Below are 20,100 nucleotides of genomic sequence, written 5' to 3'. Positions count from 1 at the left end.
AGCCCCAGAAATTATATATGGATTTGGAAAACGAAAACGAAGAACTACATCACGATTCTACCCCCGAAGATCATCAACCACAAGAGGTGATCACTAAGGTTACAGGAATGTATAAAGACTGGTTTTTGGATTATGCATCTTATGTAATCTTAGAGCGAGCAGTACCAGCAATTGAAGATGGTTTAAAACCAGTACAACGTCGTATTCTTCATTCTATGAAGGATCTCGATGATGGTCGATATAATAAAGTGGCCAATATTGTAGGGCATACGATGCAGTATCACCCTCATGGTGATGCCAGTATTGCTGATGCAATGGTACAAGTTGGGCAAAAAGAATTGCTGATTGATATGCAAGGTAACTGGGGTAATATCCTTACCGGTGATAGAGCAGCCGCATCGAGATATATAGAAGCCCGCCTGTCTAAGTTTGCATTAGATGTAGTATACAATCCCAAAGTTACCGACTGGCAATTATCCTATGATGGTAGAAAGAAAGAACCTATTAATCTTCCGGTAAAATTTCCTTTATTACTGGCACAAGGAGCAGAAGGAATAGCCGTTGGATTAAGTACTAAGATTTTACCACACAATTTCATCGAATTGATCGATGCATCCATTAAACATTTACAAGGCAAACGATTTACTATTTTTCCAGATTTTCCTACGTCAGGAATAGCAGATTTTACAAACTATAATGATGGTAACCGTGGCGGTAAAGTTAGGGTGCGTGCCGAGATATCTCAATATGAGAAGAACACTTTGGTTATAAATGAAATACCATTTTCTACTACGACCACATCTTTAATAGATTCTATTCTTAAAGCTAATGAAAAAGGAAAGATAAAGATTAAGAAAATAGAGGATAATACCGCAGCAAAAGTAGAGATATTAATACATCTTCCTTCTGGTATCTCCCCTGATAAAACGATCGATGCACTTTATGCATTTACGAATTGCGAAGTGTCTATATCCCCATTAGGATGTGTTATAGAAGATAATAAGCCAAACTTTATTGGTGTTTCAGAAATGTTACGCCGTTCTACCGATAATACAGTAGAATTACTAAAGAAAGAGCTCGAGATTCAGTTAGAAGAATTACAGGAACAATGGCATTTTGCATCATTAGAAAGAATTTTTATCGAAAACCGAATCTACCGGGATATAGAAGAAGTAGAAACATGGCCGGGGGTGATTGAAGCTATTGATAAAGGATTACAACCTCATATTAAACATCTAAAACGAGCGATTACCGAGGAAGATATTGTACGTCTAACAGAAATTCGAATTAAACGTATTTCTAAATTTGATATAGATAAAGCACAACAAAAAATAGATGCACTTGAAGAAGATATAGCACAGGTAAAACATAATCTTGAGCACCTTATAGAGTTTGCTATAGATTACTTTAAAAGGCTAAAAACTACATATGGTAAAGGAAAAGAACGTAAGACCGAAATCAAGATTTTTGATGATATTGAAGCGACCAAAGTTGTAATTCGAAATACAAAATTATACGTAAATCGTGAAGAAGGATTTATCGGTACTTCGCTGCGTAAGGATGAATATGTAGCAGATTGTTCTGATATTGATGATATTATCTGTTTTACAGAAGAAGGAAAATTGATGATTACCAAAGTTGGATCAAAAACTTTTATTGGCAAAAATATAATTCATATAGCTGTCTTTAAGAAAAAAGATAAGCGTACGATTTATAATATGATTTATCAAGATGGTAGAGGAGGAGCATCATATGTTAAGCGTTTTGCAGTTACAGGAGTAACAAGAGATAAAGAATATGATCTTGCACAAGGAAAAAAAGGATCAAAAGTCACGTATTTCTCTGCTAATCCAAATGGCGAGGCCGAAGTAATTACTATATTCTTACGACAAGCAGGAAGTATTAAAAAATTAAAATTCGACCTTGATTTTGCAGATTTGTTAATCAAAGGCAGAGGGGTAAAAGGAAATATTGTTACCAAATATAATATTAAACGCGTTGAATTGAAAGAACAAGGAGTATCTACTCTAAAACCACGAAGAATTTGGTTTGATGATTCGGTACAGCGCCTTAATGTCGATGGAAGAGGTGAATTATTAGGTGAATTTAGAGGAGAGGATCGCCTTCTGGTTATTACCCAAAAAGGTAATGCAAAAACAATAATTCCCGAAATGACATTGCATTTTAGTTCGGATATGATTGTTTTAGAAAAATGGAAACCTAAAAAACCAATATCTGCAATATATTGGGATGGAGAGAAAGAGCGATACTATATTAAACGTTTTCTGATTGAACACCCAGAGCGTGAAGAAACTTTTATTACAGAACATCAAAAATCTTTCTTAGAAGTTGTTTCTACAGATTATAGACCGATAGCAGAAATAATATTTACGAAGCTTAGAGGCAAAGATCAACGACCGAACGAAGAAATAAACCTCGAAGAATTTATATCGATCAAAGGATCAAAAGCTTTAGGAAATCAATTAACGACACATAAAGTGAAACAGATCAATCTACTGGATCCATTACCATATGAAGAACAAGAATCACTTCCTGCTGAAGAAATTGAAGTGATTGAAGAAGAAAATGTATCTCCTGAAGCAACCAACAATCAAACTTCAGCAAAATCTTCAGACAATGATGCCGATGCCGGTGAAGAAGGGGAACAGGCGAGTTTATTCTAGATTGTGATCAAAAATTTAAAAAGAGATCAGTTTCTGCCATCAGAAACTGATCTCTTTTTTAATGTAAAATACTTTTCAAGATCTGTTTTGTTACGTATATCAATTTTGTACAATCAATTATTGCTTAAACCAGAGCGGTTATATAATACAGGTTTTTAAAATTTAAAACCTCAGTACTTTTAATATTATATTTAATTTAAAAAAGATATTATAATGAAAAGTAAACTAGAAAAGTTTAAAAAATTTGAAATAGAAAAGTCAAAACTCAAAGATATTAAAGGAGAAAGTTGGGTTTGTTCGATGACTGATATAAAAGGCAGTGCATTTGTATCTAAACATTCACAGGTTAAAGCTTTCTTAGCGAGAGGTTATCACTGTGAACAGCCGCGATTAAAATATATGTATGTACTATAGAAATTTTTATAGATAAAAAACTGTGAACTTATATTAAAGGATCACAGTTTTTTACAACTCATTTAGAGTTCGTTCTATTACTTTTTAGTTCTTTATGTCTTTTTTACAAACTTGGTAAGAATCACAATATGTTGCCCATTAGCTCGACCTTCTATGTGTTCGGCATTATCATGAACCAATGAAATATTTCGAACAGGAGTACCTCGTTTGGCAGTAAAATTAGCGCCTTTTACATCGAGATCTTTAATCAAAACAACAGAATCTCCAGCTTGTAATAGTGCACCATTGGCATCTAAATGTTTAATAGCATCCTCTTTATCATCACCATCTCCAGTGGCATTTGCCCATGCTGTCATATCTTCATCCAGATATAGCATATCTAATAAATCTTGAGGCCAACCTTCAGATTTTAATCTATGTAACATTCTCCATGCCATTACTTGTACAGCAGGAACTTCACTCCACATACTATCATTAAGGCAGCGCCAGTGATTTGCATCTACTTTCTCAGGATCTTCTATTTGTTCTAAACACACTTGAGAAATAAGAATATGCGAATCCAGGCCTGTTCCCGGAGACTTAGGAACTTCATAGACTTTTAAATTTTCAGTTTCTCCTGATAATTCACATACAGATCCGCTACGCTTGTGTAATTCTCTTTCTAGACTCATTATAATGATACGTTTAATATATAGATTGTTTAGTACTGCAAAAGTGCATTAAAATTTATAATTATAAAATACCAAGTAAATTATTTATTGATAACGGAAAATAATAATAAAGCCCTTTAGAATTAGAAAATCTAAAGGGTTTTTATTAATTGAAGTTTTAGTACAAGTATATTGATTAGTCTGGTAAACGGTCACGGTCAGATTTTTTACGATTAAATCGATATGTAAGAGTCGCACTAACTCTTCTGCCACTTCTGGTAGTAGAGGAAACCAAACTGTAGTTTTGACCTGTAACTGTGGATTTATTAATTCTCGAATCAAAAATGTTATTCGCATTAAGTGTTAGAGAAACTTTGTCTTTAAATAGGTCTTTACTAATCCCAAAGTTTGCCCAATATTGTGATTTGATAAGTCTTTGCCCACTATTACTTTTTCCCTGATAGGTAAAATTTGTTTGTATAGAAAACCCTTTTGAAAACTTCATTCTAGAATTTACTCTTGTAGACCATTTTGTATCTTCTGTATCATAATTGATATTTTCATAAGTTCCTTCTTGTGTAAAAGTATAATAATTAAACTCACCAGATAAACGCCACCATTTAAACGGGTTATATGTTGTTGCTAACTCAAATCCAAGACGTTCTTCATGAGATAAATTTACGGGTGTTGTTATAAAACCTCCTTCGGCAGTAGGAGAGGTAATAAACTGGAAGAAATCAGTATGATATTGATAGTAAACTGATGGATTGAGCGTTATTTTTGTCCATCTTTTTAATAATGCAAGTTCAAGAACATTGGCATATGCAGGGTTTAAATCAGGATTTCCTGCAAAGAGATCTCTAGGATCCGAAAGCCCTCCAAAAGGATTTAGTTGCCAAAATCGTGGTCTATTAATTCTTCTGCTATAACTTAATTGAAGATTGGTTCTTTCTGTAAAATTATAAGTAAAATGAGTGGTAGGAAATATGTCTGTGTATTTTTTCTTATTACTAAAAAGAGCTTTGCGATCACTAATACCGATATCAGAATGTTCTAGCCTAACTCCCAGAAGATAATTAAACTTTTTTCTATTGTTACCATATTGTATATATGCTCCATAAATACGCTCGTCATAATCCAGACGATTATCAAAATCTTCTAATATTTGATCGTCTACCCATGCGGTATAATCACTGGTAATTCTCCTGATTTCTGCTCTAACACCTGTTTCTAATCTGGATTTTTCGGTCAAAGGAGATATGAAGTCAGATAGTATAAGAAGATCTTTACTACTTTCTACATCCCGGGTTCTGATTCTTGTTAGACCTCCTTCAGTTGGTAGAATACGTTGTTGCGTGATCATTTCATTTTCATCATCATTCCAAAAATCGTACTGAACATTAGCTGTAAATTTTTGTCCCTTTTTATCAAATGTTTTTACATAATTGATTTCTAACTGATTAAAATTTTGTGGTTCTTTATAATCCTCTTTTCGTGATATAACACTATCTGTTTCTTTATTGGTATTTAGATAGGTATAAGTGAAATCAGTTTCATCAGTATTCTTTAATTTGTTATGATAAAAGCTTGCGGTAAGTGTGTTTTTATCATTAACGTAATAATCCCCACCAAAATAGATATTATAATGATCATCGTTTCTTTTGGTATCTGCATTAAGGTTTACACTATTGGTTATAGCGTTTATTTGGGTAGTTTGTGTTTGTTTTTCTTCTCCAAAAAAAATAGCATATCTGTACCCTAGATTAGCAAATACATTAATTTTTTCTGTTTTATAATTTAGATTAATATTTGTATTGTGATTTGCAGGAATTCCTGAAGTAAGTTGTAAAGAACCCCCAAAACCAGAACGTTTATTTTTTTTAAGAATAATGTTTATAATACCTGCAGCACCTTCAGATTCGTATCTGGCTGAAGGATTGGTAATTACTTCTACTTTTTCGATGTTTTCTGCCGGAATCTGCTCAAGCCCATTGTTTGCAGTAAGTACAGAAGGTTTTCCATTAATTAGTATTCTAACACTTGTATTTCCTCTAAGACTAACAGCTCCTGCTGCGTCTACACTTACCGAAGGAACATTGTCTAATACATCACTTATTGTTCCTCCTTTATGAATAAGATCTTTTCCTACATTAAATACTTTTTTATCTAATTTATACTCTACAGTAGTTTTTTCTGATACTATTGTTACTTCTGCTAATTGCTCATTATCTTCCTCAAGTATTATAGTATCAAGAGTCATATCAGCATCGATAGTTATATCATTTACTATGTATGTTTTAAAAGAGATATATTCTATTTTAATAGTATATTTTCCAGGGGGAACTTCAATTACAAAATTTCCTTCTGCATTGGTAATTCCACCCGTAATAGTTTTTTGATTAACCGAGTTTATGATTGCTATTGTAGCAAACTCTAACGGTTGTTTGTATGCTTTTTCTATTACTTTACCACTAAGAGTTAGTTGTTTTGATATTTGTGCTTGTAAAGACATAATACAGCTTAACAAGAATATAAACGCTATTTTTTTCATTCTGATTCGTTTTTTGATTCTTGCCAAAAATGCTTGTTTTGTTGATACAGATTTTGAGTTATCGACCAATACCGGCAAAAAATCGTCGGATGATAAAGAATAATACACATGCTTTATTCATGGGTTTTTTTACTGTATTTGGGTGTTTTTTTTGAGGATTGGTCTACTTCAGTATTTTAGACTCGTAACAAAACATATTTTTGTTTAAATATATTTTCTGAATAAGGAATTAAATGAATTTTTTAAACCCTTATGATTATATAGAATAATCAAAATAAATAGTAACGATATGTTTGATAAGCGATTAATTGTTTTAAGTTTTTTGTTTTTAATTTGGAATAATACTTATGCACAAGATTCCTTTAAGCAACCCAAAAACCTTGCTAAAGTGATGATAGAAAAATTGATGGATTTACCAAATACTCCTCCAGGGATGTCAATTGCAATACGTCATAAAGGAAAAATTATTTTTGCTGAAGGATTTGGGTATGCGAATCTGAAAACAAAAAAACAAGTAACACCAAACACTCAATTTAGAGCAGCATCAGTATCTAAAGTTATAGCAGCAACTGCTCTAGCCAAATTAATTCAAGAAAATAAATTAGATCTGGATAAATCTGTACATTCCTATGTACCTATGTTTCCTAAGAAAAAATATTCGTTTAACACAAGACAACTTGCCGGACATATTGCTGGTATTCCCCATTATTCGCATAAAGATAAAATTGAACAACGTTTTTATACATCTGTAGAAGAAGCATTAGGAGTATTTGCACATATAGAACTTTTGCATGAACCAGGTTTAAAATATCAATACAGTACACATGGATACACTTTATTATCTAAGGTAATTGAAGGAGCATCAAATCAAAGCTTTCTTGATTATCTAAATGATAAAGTATTGAAACCTTTATCTATGCAAGCAACTCAGCCCGATTTTCGATCTAATCCATCTATCGAAATGACAGAGCTATATGAATTTTATAAAGAAGGAATAAATAAAGGGCTTCCAGTAAAGATCAGTAATCCCGAAGATCCTAGTTACAAGTGGGCAGGAGGAGGGATGGTTTCTACTCCAACTGATTTAACCAAAATGGGCGATTCCTATATAAATGGATTTATAAAACCAAGTATTGTTAAAACAATGTTTGAAAGTCAAAAACTAAGCTCGGGGAAAAAAACAGGAGTGGGGATAGGATGGCGTGAAAATTGGGATATAGATGGACGACGAATTCATGAACATGCAGGCGCGATGGGAGGAACCCGAAGTGTAATTAGTATTTTTCCAGATGAAAAACTTACAATTTCTATCATGGCAAATGCCCAAAGAATATGGGCTATTGAAGAAACTGCGCATATGATTGCTTTACTTTTTTTGGCGCCAACCACTCCAATTATTCAACCTAAAGGAAAAGCAGAAGTTATTCTTAAAGTCAAAAATAAAGGAAAAGAAATTGATAAAAAAGGCATTCTCATTCTTGATGGTGAAAATGACAGACTCATTATTGAGCCAAATACAGACAACATGAAAATTTATCCTCTTATTTATTTACAAATAAAAAATAAATATGCACTGATACATCCTCATGGAATTTTAAATACAGCAATTGATTTTAATAACAATACTATTTCTGGAAAGACCATGTATTATAGGAGTCCAGGACTAGTAAAACCGTCACAGGATTTACCATTATTTAGATTTTCTGGCTCTTTTACAAACGAAAACTAAGATGAAAACAAAAACGACCTTTCTACTTATTATAATTCTAATTTTTACTTCTTTTGAAAATCAAATAGAGGGCTATGTCTGCGAACCTTGTGGGTTGTCCTGTGATGAATTTACTTTTTCTAAACCCGGAACTTGCTCACATTGTAAAATGAAACTCATAAAGAAAAGTGATTTGGGGAAAAAGTTGGTTTTAAATGAAATTGACATTCAAAATGGCTCAGGAGAGTTCCTTATTGATGGAGGAAATGAAAATAAAAACAAAACCATAAAAGTATTTTATCATAAGCCAAAAAATTACGAACCAGAATCAAAAATATTGATTGTTGTTCCTGGAGCAGGAAGAAATGGAGATAGTTATAGAGATGCCTGGGTTTCTGCTTCAGAAAAATATGGCGTGCTTATTCTTTCTCCAATGTATTCTGAAAAACAATATGGATTTGAAGCCTATCATATGTGCGGATTGATGTATGATTTGAATTTAAAAAACAATATAGAATATGTTAAGAATTCTAATATTGTAAAGCTAAAAGAGGATGGGTTTACTTTTAAAGTGAATTCTAATCCCGAAAAATGGATTTTTAATGATTTTGACAGGTTATTTGATCTTGTTGTTGATACTCTACATACTACCCAAACACAATATGATCTTTTTGGGCATTCTGCAGGTGGTCAAATTTTACATCGTATGGCAATCTTCCAGCACCATTCTAAAGCCAACAGGATTTTAGCATCTAATTCTGGTTTTTATACTTTGCCAGATTTTGAATCAGAACTCCCTTTTGGAATAAAAAACACAAAACTTACAGAGCAAGATTTGAAGTCTTCGTTTAGAAAAAAATTAATTTTATTTATAGGAGAATTAGATAATGAAGATGAAATAGGTGGTACTTTGTTGAGATCAATGTCTGCGGATAAACAAGGAAAACATAGATTAGAAAGAGGGAAATTCTTTTTTAACGAGGCAAAAGCAAAAGCGAAGAAGATGAATCTTGATTTTAATTGGGAATTAAAAATAGTACCCAATATTGGTCATAATCATCGAAAAATGGGAGCATCTGCTGCCGAGTTTCTTTATAAAAAGTAGTTGGCCTACAGTAAAATATCTCTTCAAAAAAGCGGTAATTTGGAGTGAAATTATTGATTGATTTTTTTAGAGAATAAATCGTATATAACAGCATATTTAGATTATGAATTTTGAAAAATTTAAAAAAGATTTTAGACAGTCAAGATTATCTTTTCATATTATATTTTGGTTGGTTGTGTTATTGTTTTTTATGGTTAGAGATGATTTTGAAGAAAATCATACAATGGTCGCTTCTTTGGTATATAAGATTTGCATTATGATTCCTCAAATATTGGCATCTTATTCTTTGACATACATTTTGGTTCCCAAATTTATTTACACCAAAAAATATGTACATTTTACGATCTTAATGCTTCTTAGTGCTTACATATTTAGTGCATTAAGTAGAGTGTTGATAGTTCATGTAGCAGAACCATTGGTACGAATACCTCCGTTTACTCAAGAAACAGTTGCTGAAATTTTTCTAGATGTGAAATTTTTGATGGCTCATTATTTCCCTAGTATTTATATAGCAGCATTAATTTTTCTGGCAGTCCAGTTTATAGTAGATATTTCTAAGGTGAAACAACAAAATTTGTTATTAGAAAAAGAGAAAGTAGGGGCAGAATTAAAAATGCTAAAGACTCAATTACACCCTCATTTTTTATTTAATACACTTAATAATATTTATATGTTGTCTTTGGATAATTCTCCAAAAACCCCAGAATCAATAAGTAAGTTATCAGAGATACTGGATTATGTGCTGTATAGATGTAACACTAAATTTGTTTCTGTTACAAACGAAATTTCTTTCCTGGAAAATTATATCGCCCTTGAAAAACTAAGATATGACGATCGTTTGCAAGTGACATTTAATACATCACTAGAAAAGGATATTGAAATAGCCCCGCTTATTTTGCTTCCATTAGTAGAAAATGCATTTAAGCATGGAGCAGGAGAGGATAGTGGATCCCCAAAAATTGATATTTCTATTAGTTATCAAAACACTATTTTTACCTTTGTAGTAACTAATTCTGTCGCTAACTCTACACAAGAGGGAGTTAAGGAATCTATCGGACTTAATAACATCAAGCAACAATTGGATTTAATTTACCCCAATGGTTATATCCTTAATATCGATGAAAAAGAAAATTTATTTACAGTAACTCTAGAACTTACAGTATGAACACATTTACTACAAAGACAAGATGTTTGATTGTTGATGATGAGCCTTTGGCTGTACGACTTATAGAAAAGCACATTTCTCAAATAGAGTCTTTAGAAGTGGTTGCTTCCTGTAATAATGCACTAAAAGCTTTTGACATTCTAAATAATGAAGCTATTGATTTATTGTTTTTGGATGTAAAAATGCCTTCGGTGACTGGGATAGACCTTTTAAAAACAATAAAACATCCTCCTAGTACTATCCTAACAACTGCTTATAGAGATTATGCTCTAGAAGGGTATGAGCTGGATATCGTAGATTACATTTTGAAACCTGTTACTTTTGATAGATTTTTTAAAGCAGTAGAGCGTTATTTCAGAATAAAAAATGGAATTCAGAGAGATACAGAAGCGCCTATTAATGCATTAACAGGAGAAGATCCCTATATTCTTATCAAATCAGGAAACAAACATCACAAAATACATTTAAATACCATTTTATACATTGAAAGCCTAAAAGATTATATAAAAATACATACCGATAAGAAATGTATTGTAGCGAAGTATAAAATTGGGGATATAGAGTTAGAATTATCGGATAAAGAATTTTTAAGAACACATAGATCTTATATTATTAATCTAAAAAAAGTAACGGCTTTTACAACAAACGATATTGATATTGATACTGTAGAGATTCCTATAGGCGTTAGTTACAGAGATAGGGTATTTCCTTTCCTGGAGAAAATATAAATACCCTCTTCATTCACATATTAAAATTTCTGGTTACATGTATTATTGAATAGGAACCCAGATTTCTTCTTCAGATTTTGGATGATGTGGGCCATGGTACTTGTCTCCCATAATTGCAAAATGATTTCTTTGATCCAATTCATAACCCGAATTAGGAAGCCATTTCCCGTGTATATAATCCATTGTTTTTTTGAAAGTATCAACAGGTCCTTTATGAATAAATATAGCATATTTACCGCCTGGTAGTTCATAAGGAGTCATACCTTCTGGAATATGATCAAAATCAGAGACTTCAACTGCGGCCCATTTTTCGAATATTACATCTTCTGTAAAAGTGTCAAAAGTGATGTCTTCATCAAAAGTCTGTACAGAATAATACCCTGTGTTTTTGTTATTTTTGATTTCAAATCTTCTAGGCATAAATTGTTGCCACATTTGTGAAGTTGCATCATTAGCTAGCGAAGTTTTTATTCGCATTCCTACTAATTTTCTGTCTGTGATCGTAATAATTTTTGGCTCCATAGAAACAAAATCGTTTTGTAATTTATTGATATCGGCTGGTGATAAGGTATATCGTTCAAAAGTTACAAGTCGATGCCCTTTTTTTCTATACTTTCCCGGGCTTGTATTAAAAACAGATTGAAAAGCACGTGTATATGCTTGTTGAGAATCAAATTGATAACGTTCTGCAATAGCTACAATAGGTTCTTGGGTAAGAATTAACTCATGAGCAGACTCAGAAACTCTTCGTTTTCTTACATAGTCTACTACTGTTTCTCCTGTGACAGCTGCAAAAAGACGAATAAAATGATATTTAGAGTAACAAGCTTCCTGTGCAATACGATCCAATGTAAGTACGTTTTTTAGGTTCTCTTCTATAAAAGTAATTGCATTAGAAATCCTATATTGGTATGAATCTTTTGTGCTTTCGGGCATAATTTGCTTTTTGAACACTACAATAGTACATCTAAAACTCGACTATTTTTTGATCGGTATTGCGGAAATATACTTTTAGAATAGCTAATCACTTATTCTCTAATAAAGTTAAAAACCTACCTTAAAACTACCTGAATGATTATAGGTGTATAGGTTAACTTAACTGTGGTTTAAATTTTCCTTTACTTTTTCGTATTCGAACAGCGACAACTTTATATTCTGGACACATTGCTTCAGAATCATGAATATCCCCGGTTAAATTATTAATCATAATTTCTGGGAAATGAAAAGTAGTACTCAATACACCTTTTTTAACTTCATCAGTAATCCTGGCTTTTACATCTACTTTCCCTCTTGGAGATTCTAGACAAACATAATCACCTTCATTTACCAAGTTTTCCTGAGCATCCTCTGGATGAATCATTAGATAATCATCAGATAGTATTTGTTCATTAGCCGTTCTACGAGTCATAGCCCCACAATTATAATGCTCTAATTCCCTGTTTGTTGTTAAAATATATGGATAGTCTTTGGCATGTGAAGTTAATTCTTTAGTTTCTTCCCAAGAATTAAACTCAAATAATCCTTTTCCTCGTTTAAAATCTGTTTTATGAAGGATTTGCGTATCTGTACCATCTTTTGCAACGGGCCATTGTAATCCATTTACACCTAATCTATCCCATTTAATTCCAGCAAAGAAAGGAACGATTTGAGATATTTCTTCCAACATCCCATCGGGAGTATAATCTGGTTGAGCATATCCCATTTTATTCATAATATCTACAATAATTTGTCCGTCTGGTTTAGATCCTTCAATAGGTTCAACAACTTTATGAACTGCTTGCACACGTCTCTCTCCATTGGTAAACGTTCCGTTTTTCTCCAGAAACGATGCACCTGGTAAAATAACGTCTGCATATTTTGCGGTTTCGGTCATGAATAATTCTTGAACAATTACAAGATCGGTTGACTGAAGTGCTTTAATAACTTTTTGTGTGTTGGGATCGGTTTGCACTACATCTTCTCCTATAATCCAAATAGCTTTTAGATCTCCCGCCAGGGCAGCATCAAACATTTCAGGTATTTTGTATCCTATGTTCATAGGTACGTTTACACCGTAAAATTCATTATACTGTTTATTTACCTGATCGTTAGTAATATCCAAATATCCTGCTCCCTGATGCGGTTGTACTCCCATGTCAGCAGAACCTTGTACATTATTTTGCCCGCGTAGCGGATTTACACCAACACCACGTCTTCCAATATTACCTGTAAGCAAAGCCAAATCGGCAATTTGCATTACTGTAAATGTACCTTGAGAATGCTCAGTTACTCCTAATCCATGAAAAGACATCGCATTTGGAGCAGAAGCATAGGCAATGGCAGCTTCGCGTACTTGATTGCGATCCACACCAGAAACGGCTTCTAACTTGTCTATATTTATTGAAAGAATCTCTTTTTTATACTCTTCAAACCCTTCTGTTCTACTTTCGATAAAAGAAGCATCTGCCAGTTTTTCGGTTATAATGTAATACATCATCATATTAAGAACAGCCACATTAGTTCCTGGTCTTAATGCTAAGTGGTGTGTTGCATATTTAGCCAATTCGGTACGTCTTGGATCAATAACAATAGACACATTATCACTCTTCATAGCAAACTGCTTTAATTTGGCTCCTGTTACGGGGTGTGCATCGGTTGGATTAGCCCCAATAACCATAATGCAGTTTGTATCTTTTAAATCATCAATAGAGTTTGTAGCTGCTCCGGTACCGTATGTGCGTTGCATTCCTAAAGCAGTAGGCGAGTGGCATACTCGTGCACAACCATCTATATTGTTAGTCTGGATTACAGCTCTAAAAAATTTTTGCATTAAATAATTCTCTTCATTGGTACATCGTGAAGACGAAATCCCTGCCATAGAATCCGAGCCAAATTCATTTTTATAAGAAGTTAATTTTGAAGCGATATATTCATATACTTCATCCCAGCTAACCTTTTCAAATGCCCCATTTCTTTTGATCATAGGAGAATTTAAACGCTCTGGGTGATCGTAAAACTTAAATGCATAACGACCTTTTAAGCAGGTATGCCCCTGGTTTACCTCGGCATCATAAGGAGCTTGAATACTTAATATTTCTCCATTACTGGTAGCGACTTCAAGATTACAACCTACACCACAATAGGTACAAATAGTTCTTGTTGTATCGGTTGCTTTAATAGCTTTTGACTGAAAAACATCTGAAATAGCAGAAGTAGGGCATGCTTGAGAACAGGCACCGCAACTTACACAATCAGAATCCATAAAAGATTGATCTAATCCTTTAATGATAGAAGAATCAAAGCCTCGACCAGACATACTTAATACAAATTGCCCTTGTACTTCATCACATGCACGTACACATCGATAACAATTAATGCATTTGGATAAATCTGAAGTCATATAGGGATGACTTAAATCTTTTGTTTTATGAAGATGATTATCTCCCTCTGGATAGCGTACTTCTCTGATTCCTACCTGGGCAGCAACTGTTTGTAGCTCACAATTTCCATTTACCTCACAGGTTAAACAATCAAGAGGATGGTCTGTTAATACCAACTCTACGATATTTTTTCGTAATTCTTTAACCGATTCAGAATTTGTATATATATATTGCCCTTCTGAAACTGGTGTATGGCAAGAAGCCAAGGTCTTAACAGCTCCGTTTTCTTCTAAGGCCACTTCTACGCTACACACACGGCAAGAACCGAAAGGATCTAAGTTTGGTGCATCACATAAGGTTGGAACAAGATTTCTTTCTTTATACCTTCTTATAAAAGAGAGCATAGTTTCTCCTTCAACTATTTCGAAAGCCTGGTTATCTATATAAGCTGTTTTCATGATATTAAATGTTTAGTTGAAGTACGTTTTCAATTCATCTTCAAAATAGTGTAACGTATTTCGGATAGGTAGTGGGATACCACCTCCGTGCGCACATAATGATCCTTGCTCGAGGGTAGTTAAAAGGTCTGAGAACAATTTTTGATCTATTTTATAATCTGAATGTAATGCTTTGGTAGAAAGCTCATGTCCACGTTTTGTCCCTAATCTGCAAGGAAAACATTTTCCACAGCTTTCATAAGAAGCAAAATCAAAAAGATGTTCTATAAATTTCATCATTGGAAAACTTGAAGGAATGCAAATAATTGATGCATGACCCAGTAAGAAACCTTCTTTTGAAAAAGATTCAAAATCTATTGTTAAATCATTAATTTTTGAGATAGGGACTACTCCTCCAAGAGGCCCGCCAATCTGCAGTGCCTTTACATCAGATTTAAATCCACCACCCAAATCGTTAATAACTACAGAAAGAAGAGTTCCCATTTCTACTTCATAGAGGCCAGGTCGATTAAAAAAGCTATCTAAAGAAACTAGTTTTGTTCCAGAAGAGCGTTCAGTTCCAATTTGTTTCCAAGCATTTCCTCCATTACTTATAATGTAATGTAAAGCGGCTAATGTTTCCACATTATTGACTACAGTTGGCTTATTAAATAAGCCTTTTTGCGCAGGATAGGGCGGGCGAACACGAACTTCTGGTCGTTGCCCTTCTATAGAGTTTATAAGCGCCGTTTCTTCTCCGCAAATGTATGATCCTTGCGCCTGTATGATTTTGAAATCAAAATTAAACCCACTGCCCTGAATATTATCTCCGATTAACCCTTCATTTCGAAGATCATCGATCGCATCTTGTACAATTTTTACAGCTTCAGGATATTCTGCACGTATATACACAATCCCGTAACTTGCATGTGTAACATATCCTGAAATAAGCATCCCAAATAATACCGAATGGGGTTGATGTTCTAATAAATATCGATCAGAAAAAGCACCAGGATCTCCTTCATCGGCATTACAAATAATAAATTTTGTAGTATTTTCTACATTTCTGCAAAACTCTAATTTTAATCCCATTGGGAACCCAGCACCACCACGACCTCGAACATTCGAAGTTTTAATTTCCTCTAGTATTTCTGCAGAATCTTTTTTGAGTGCATTTATAAGCGGCTTATAAAAATCAGAAATGGTAGTGAATGATTGGGTAAGTATTGCTTTTCCACTAGCTTTTATAGTATAGTTATCTTGATTTAACTCATTTTTTGAATTAATAATTTGATCAAGATTATGAAGTGCATCACCAGAATAATTTTTTCCATTATAATGAAATGCGTTATTCTCATGACACCTCCCAAGACATGTCATATGCCCAATTTCATCTTCCTTGAAATGATCTTTAAGTGAATTGCCTACAGTATCTTGCGTACCGGCACAAACACATGCGGTCCCATTACATACATATACTTTCTTACCTTTGTTTTCGGGCTTTAAAAAATCATAGAAGCTAGCTGTACCATAGGCATTGGCTTTTCCAATTAAAAAATCATCAGCTAATTTTGCTAACTCTTCATCACTTGGTGTACCTGCGGGTTTTGCCAGCTCTCCCATTTTATTGAAGAGGCTTTGATCTACTTTTTTTCTACCTAATAATTCACTTAAGTTATCTGACATATATTCTTTTTAACTTGCTTTTGTATCGGTGTCTCGAAATTGTTTAGTTGTTTTAGTACGATAAGGATGAGAGTAACAGGTTGCTCTCTGATTACGGCAAAATGCTAATAATGTAATCCCTAGTTCTTTAGAGTAATCAACAGCTAAAGAAGATGGTGCAGAAACCGCCGCTAAAAACGGAATTTTTGCTTTAAAACATTTAACAACGATTTCATAAGAAACACGTCCGCTCACAGTAATTATTTTTGCTTGATCCAGTTTGTTCAATAAAATTAGTTTACCAATAACTTTATCTACGGCATTATGACGACCAATATCTTCCATAGAACATAGTAGTTCTCCTGTATTGGTAAATGCAGCAGCAGCATGCGCACCACCAGATTGGTTAAAATTATGCTGTAAAGCACTCATTTTTGTAAATAATTGATGAATAATATTGACATCAATTATTTCGGTATCATCGATAGTTTTTCCAAGAAATGATAGATCTCCAAGTTCTGTTCGGCCACAAATGCCACAAGAAGAGACAGATAATAAACTTCTGCTGTTAGAATATCCATCACCTAATTCTTCTTCAGGAATAGTAAGATTTACTATGGTTACAATGCCATCATCATTCTCTTTTTTTAAGACGATATCGGGCAGGAAATTTATGTTTTTAACGATATCTTCAGAATGAAGCATCCCTCGAATTAGGCTAATATCTTCTCCCGGAGTCCTCATAGACACCGTAAAGGGTTTATTGTTGATATTTATTTGCAATGCTTCTTCAATAGTAAGTGAATCTAATGTTTTATTCACTGAATCTACTTCATATTTCTTGCCTTCATAATTTCTAATTGCCATAAGAACTATTAATTAATAAAGAGCCATTTACACAAAGTTAATAGAAATAATTGTATTATGTTAAACATTAACTATAATGCAAACGAGCATATTTATTGATATTGACTTCTAAAATAAGCCTGTAATATTTCCGTCATTATCAATATTGATGTTTTCTGATGCCGGATGCGCAGGAAGACCTGGCATTCTCATCATATCTCCGGTAATTGGTACCAAAAACCCTGCACCTGCAGCTATTTCTATTTCTCTAATAGTTATGGTAAAATCTTTAGGGCGACCTATTAATTTTGGATTATCAGATAATGATTTTTGAGTTTTGGCAATACAAACCGGAAGATTCTCTAATCCTAATGCTGCAATTGTTCTTAGGTTTTTCTTTGCTTTTGCAGTATAATCCACTCGATTTGCACCATATATTTTGGTAGCAATAGTTTCAATCTTTTCGGTTACATCTGCTTCCCAATTGTATAGTGGAGAAAAGTTTGAATCACCAGATTCTACAATCTCTACTACGTGTTTTGCAAGCTCTATGGCCCCTTTTCCTCCTTTGGCCCAAACTTCGGCTAAAGCAACTCTTACATTATTATTTTTTGCAAACTCTTGAATAGCAGCAATTTCTTCATCGCTATCAGACACAAATCTATTGATAGCAATAACAGGAGTGATTCCGAACTGCTTTACATTTTCTAAGTGTTTTTCAAGATTTGGTATTCCGTTTTTAAGAGCTTCGACATTTGGATCTGTCAATGACTTTAAATCTGCTCCTCCATGATATTTTAATGCTCGTATTGTAGTAGTGATCACGATTGCTTTTGGTGAAATCCCAGCGCTTTGGCATTTTATATCCAAAAATTTCTCTGCGCCCAAATCCGCACCAAAACCTGCTTCTGTTACGGTATAATCAGAAAGCGACATTCCCATACGTGTTGCAATTACAGAGTTGGTACCTTGGGCTATATTAGCAAAAGGTCCGCCATGAATAATTGCCGGGTTACCTTCTATAGTTTGTACCAGATTGGGTTTAACTGCATCTTTAAGAAGTGCTGCCATAGCTCCTTCGACTTTTAGATCTTTGGCATATACTGGTTTTTTACCAAAAGTATACCCAATAAAGATATTCCCTAATCGTTCTTTTAGGTTTTCTAAATCATCTGCCAGGCATAAGATTGCCATTATTTCTGATGCTGCCGTAATATCAAAGCCTGTTTCTCTTGGGACACCAGAAGTTGTCCCTCCCAGGCCTACAACAATATGTCGAAGGGCTCTGTCATTCATATCCATTACCCTTTTCCAGGTAACAGTTCTGGCATCTATACCCAATGAATTTGTTTTACTTTGTATATTATTATCAATAACGGCTGATAGTAAATTATGAGCTTTTTCAATAGCAGAAAAATCACCAGTAAAATGCAGGTTAATATCCTCCATAGGAAGTACTTGTGAGTAACCACCACCTGTAGCTCCACCTTTAATCCCAAAAACAGGACCTAATGAAGGTTCTCTTAAAACCACTGTGGTTTGTTTTCCTAATTGGTTTAGACCTTCAGACAGACCTATAGACATTGTGGTTTTTCCTTCACCGGCAGGTGTTGGAGAAATAGCAGTAACAAGAATTAAGTTACTTTTGTTTACCTTATTTTTATCAATAACCGAATGTGGTAATTTGGCTTTATACTTACCATACATTTCGATATTGTCAGAATTTAATCCTAGTTTTTCGGCAATAGTACTTATGTGCTTAAGCTGTATCTGTTTTGCTATTTCTAAATCATTCATGTGAAAAATATTTTTTAGGAGTATAATATTAACCAAATTATTTTGATTCTAATATTATACTTGTGAAAAACATCTTCAAATATTAATAATTTGTGTTGATTATAATTAAGGAGCAGAGTGGGATCTGATCCAGAATTATTTTTGAATATTGATTACTGGTAAATACGATTGTTTTTATAGTGAATATTCTTTTTATTTTACATTTATTCTTTTGATATCAAAGAAACCTGCAATAGAAAACACCAAAAAGTATATTAGGCTATATATCGATACAGTAGGAAGCCACCAAAAGAGACTAAGATCTGAAGTTTTTTCGTCTAATGGATTCATACTTATCACAGAATAGGAATATGGAAAATAAATTGATTCTGGCGCTCTAGCGGCTATTAAACCAATAATTACCAATACCATACCGATTCCTAATGGAATAATAAAATTTTTAAATCGAAAACTTAGCCAAAATTGAATAGCTAGAATGCCTAAAACAGAGATAAATGACCGAAATAGTATTTTTATATGAAATACGTATTCTGGAGAAAATTCTGAAAAGTTCAATTGTGGGCGCATACTACCTAATAAATTTCCATTTAATAAAATCAATCCGTAATACATAGCATATGTAGCAAATACAGTAGCAATGATTATACTTAGTTTACCAAAATAAACGCTCGATTTTGGGATAGGTAAAGCAAACAAATGTTTAATGGCTGTTGCTTTATGTTCTATTTGGATAATTAAACTTGTGATGAGAACAATAAATAGAGGAACCAATGCAGGAAGGCTATTCACAATTTGTTCATTTGCGTATTGATTCCAGGGATTAACTCCATCTTCAGGAATCAAACCTTCCCATTTTATGGTATATACTATAAAAAATAATAGAGGAATAAGTAGTGCACAAATGGCAGTTAACCATAAGGCAAAAGTGTGTTTCAACTTAAGTATTTCATTTTTTAAACTACTGAAATAGAATGTGATGACTGTCATTTGG

14 protein-coding genes are annotated in these 20,100 nt (G+C 33.4%); 6 read left to right on the top strand and 8 right to left on the bottom strand.

The genetic code is table 11. The features are described 5' to 3' along the window. The first annotated feature begins 17 nt into the window (after positions 1 to 17). Together DG435_RS03175 and DG435_RS03170 are read left to right on the top strand one after the other, a co-directional pair. Positions 18 to 2,684, top strand: a complete 2,667-nt coding sequence (locus DG435_RS03175; RefSeq protein WP_106794622.1) for a DNA gyrase/topoisomerase IV subunit A — start codon at positions 18 to 20, stop codon at positions 2,682 to 2,684. A 213-nt stretch (positions 2,685 to 2,897) separates the two neighbouring features. Next, entirely contained in the window at positions 2,898 to 3,098 is a 201-nt protein-coding gene (locus tag DG435_RS03170) for a hypothetical protein (protein ID WP_106794621.1), read from the top strand. Positions 3,099 to 3,190: 92 nt separating this feature from the next. Here the strand turns inward: DG435_RS03170 and DG435_RS03165 are convergent, their stop codons facing one another. Both DG435_RS03165 and DG435_RS03160 read right to left on the bottom strand, forming a co-directional pair. After that, positions 3,191 to 3,769 (bottom strand): alkylphosphonate utilization protein, encoded by a 579-nt coding sequence (locus DG435_RS03165; protein ID WP_106794620.1) that lies wholly within the window; start codon positions 3,767 to 3,769, stop codon positions 3,191 to 3,193. 175 nt (positions 3,770 to 3,944) lie between these two features. Beyond that, positions 3,945 to 6,299: a TonB-dependent receptor domain-containing protein gene (locus DG435_RS03160; RefSeq protein ID WP_106794631.1), complete on the bottom strand. Its 2,355-nt coding sequence runs from the start codon at positions 6,297 to 6,299 to the stop codon at positions 3,945 to 3,947. Between the two features lie 289 nt (positions 6,300 to 6,588). Between DG435_RS03160 and DG435_RS03155 the strand changes: the two genes are divergently transcribed. The 4 genes from DG435_RS03155 to DG435_RS03140 all read left to right on the top strand — a co-directional run bounded on the left by DG435_RS03155 (position 6,589) and on the right by DG435_RS03140 (position 11,005). After that, the gene (locus DG435_RS03155) at positions 6,589 to 8,028 is read left to right on the top strand and encodes a serine hydrolase (protein ID WP_106794619.1); all 1,440 of its coding nucleotides are present in this window, start codon (positions 6,589 to 6,591) and stop codon (positions 8,026 to 8,028) included. A gap of 1 nt (position 8,029) precedes the next feature. Then, the gene (locus DG435_RS03150) at positions 8,030 to 9,112 is read left to right on the top strand and encodes a hypothetical protein (protein ID WP_234387176.1); all 1,083 of its coding nucleotides are present in this window, start codon (positions 8,030 to 8,032) and stop codon (positions 9,110 to 9,112) included. Positions 9,113 to 9,215: 103 nt separating this feature from the next. After that, on the top strand, positions 9,216 to 10,277 hold the full coding sequence (locus DG435_RS03145) for a sensor histidine kinase (RefSeq protein ID WP_234387175.1): 1,062 nt from the start codon (positions 9,216 to 9,218) through the stop codon (positions 10,275 to 10,277). Further along, positions 10,274 to 11,005 (top strand): LytTR family DNA-binding domain-containing protein, encoded by a 732-nt coding sequence (locus tag DG435_RS03140; RefSeq protein WP_106794618.1) that lies wholly within the window; start codon positions 10,274 to 10,276, stop codon positions 11,003 to 11,005. The genes DG435_RS03145 and DG435_RS03140 overlap by 4 nt, the downstream gene beginning before the upstream one ends. A gap of 42 nt (positions 11,006 to 11,047) precedes the next feature. On the opposite strand, the gene DG435_RS03135 is transcribed toward DG435_RS03140, so the two are convergent. The 6 genes from DG435_RS03135 to DG435_RS03110 all read right to left on the bottom strand — a co-directional run bounded on the left by DG435_RS03135 (position 11,048) and on the right by DG435_RS03110 (position 20,096). Next, a complete protein-coding gene (locus DG435_RS03135) occupies positions 11,048 to 11,941 on the bottom strand; it encodes a GyrI-like domain-containing protein (RefSeq protein WP_106794617.1) in 894 nt (297 codons plus the stop codon). A 154-nt stretch (positions 11,942 to 12,095) separates the two neighbouring features. Further along, entirely contained in the window at positions 12,096 to 14,822 is a 2,727-nt protein-coding gene (gene fdhF, locus DG435_RS03130; protein ID WP_106794616.1) for a formate dehydrogenase subunit alpha, read from the bottom strand. A gap of 12 nt (positions 14,823 to 14,834) precedes the next feature. Then, a complete protein-coding gene (locus DG435_RS03125; RefSeq protein WP_106794615.1) occupies positions 14,835 to 16,487 on the bottom strand; it encodes an NADH-ubiquinone oxidoreductase-F iron-sulfur binding region domain-containing protein in 1,653 nt (550 codons plus the stop codon). 9 nt (positions 16,488 to 16,496) lie between these two features. Further along, the gene (gene fdhD, locus DG435_RS03120) at positions 16,497 to 17,333 is read right to left on the bottom strand and encodes a formate dehydrogenase accessory sulfurtransferase FdhD (RefSeq protein WP_106794614.1); all 837 of its coding nucleotides are present in this window, start codon (positions 17,331 to 17,333) and stop codon (positions 16,497 to 16,499) included. Between the two features lie 108 nt (positions 17,334 to 17,441). After that, positions 17,442 to 19,109 (bottom strand): formate--tetrahydrofolate ligase, encoded by a 1,668-nt coding sequence (locus DG435_RS03115; protein ID WP_074406430.1) that lies wholly within the window; start codon positions 19,107 to 19,109, stop codon positions 17,442 to 17,444. A gap of 192 nt (positions 19,110 to 19,301) precedes the next feature. Further along, positions 19,302 to 20,096: an ABC transporter permease gene (locus DG435_RS03110; protein WP_106794613.1), complete on the bottom strand. Its 795-nt coding sequence runs from the start codon at positions 20,094 to 20,096 to the stop codon at positions 19,302 to 19,304. Positions 20,097 to 20,100 lie beyond the last annotated feature (4 nt).

Origin of the sequence: Aquimarina sp. Aq78 (assembly GCF_900299525.1) — a bacterium.
Taxonomy (GTDB): Bacteria; Bacteroidota; Bacteroidia; order Flavobacteriales; family Flavobacteriaceae; genus Aquimarina.
Note: the sequence above shows the minus strand (reverse complement) of the source record. Positions and strands in the feature narration are given on the sequence as shown.

Bases quoted from the DNA above. Each gene is read 5' to 3' on its own strand.
- DG435_RS03145 (WP_234387175.1), top strand. From the start codon at position 9,216: ATGAATTTTGAAAAATTTAAAAAAGATTTTAGACAGTCAAGATTATCT.
- fdhD (WP_106794614.1), bottom strand. From the start codon at position 17,333: ATGGCAATTAGAAATTATGAAGGCAAGAAATATGAAGTAGATTCAGTG.
- DG435_RS03175 (WP_106794622.1), top strand. From the start codon at position 18: ATGGATTTGGAAAACGAAAACGAAGAACTACATCACGATTCTACCCCC.
- DG435_RS03155 (WP_106794619.1), top strand. From the start codon at position 6,589: ATGTTTGATAAGCGATTAATTGTTTTAAGTTTTTTGTTTTTAATTTGG.
- DG435_RS03165 (WP_106794620.1), bottom strand. From the start codon at position 3,769: ATGAGTCTAGAAAGAGAATTACACAAGCGTAGCGGATCTGTATGTGAA.
- DG435_RS03140 (WP_106794618.1), top strand. From the start codon at position 10,274: ATGAACACATTTACTACAAAGACAAGATGTTTGATTGTTGATGATGAG.
- DG435_RS03160 (WP_106794631.1), bottom strand. From the start codon at position 6,299: ATGAAAAAAATAGCGTTTATATTCTTGTTAAGCTGTATTATGTCTTTA.
- DG435_RS03170 (WP_106794621.1), top strand. From the start codon at position 2,898: ATGAAAAGTAAACTAGAAAAGTTTAAAAAATTTGAAATAGAAAAGTCA.
- DG435_RS03135 (WP_106794617.1), bottom strand. From the start codon at position 11,941: ATGCCCGAAAGCACAAAAGATTCATACCAATATAGGATTTCTAATGCA.
- DG435_RS03110 (WP_106794613.1), bottom strand. From the start codon at position 20,096: ATGACAGTCATCACATTCTATTTCAGTAGTTTAAAAAATGAAATACTT.
- DG435_RS03125 (WP_106794615.1), bottom strand. From the start codon at position 16,487: ATGTCAGATAACTTAAGTGAATTATTAGGTAGAAAAAAAGTAGATCAA.
- DG435_RS03150 (WP_234387176.1), top strand. From the start codon at position 8,030: ATGAAAACAAAAACGACCTTTCTACTTATTATAATTCTAATTTTTACT.
- DG435_RS03115 (WP_074406430.1), bottom strand. From the start codon at position 19,109: ATGAATGATTTAGAAATAGCAAAACAGATACAGCTTAAGCACATAAGT.
- fdhF (WP_106794616.1), bottom strand. From the start codon at position 14,822: ATGAAAACAGCTTATATAGATAACCAGGCTTTCGAAATAGTTGAAGGA.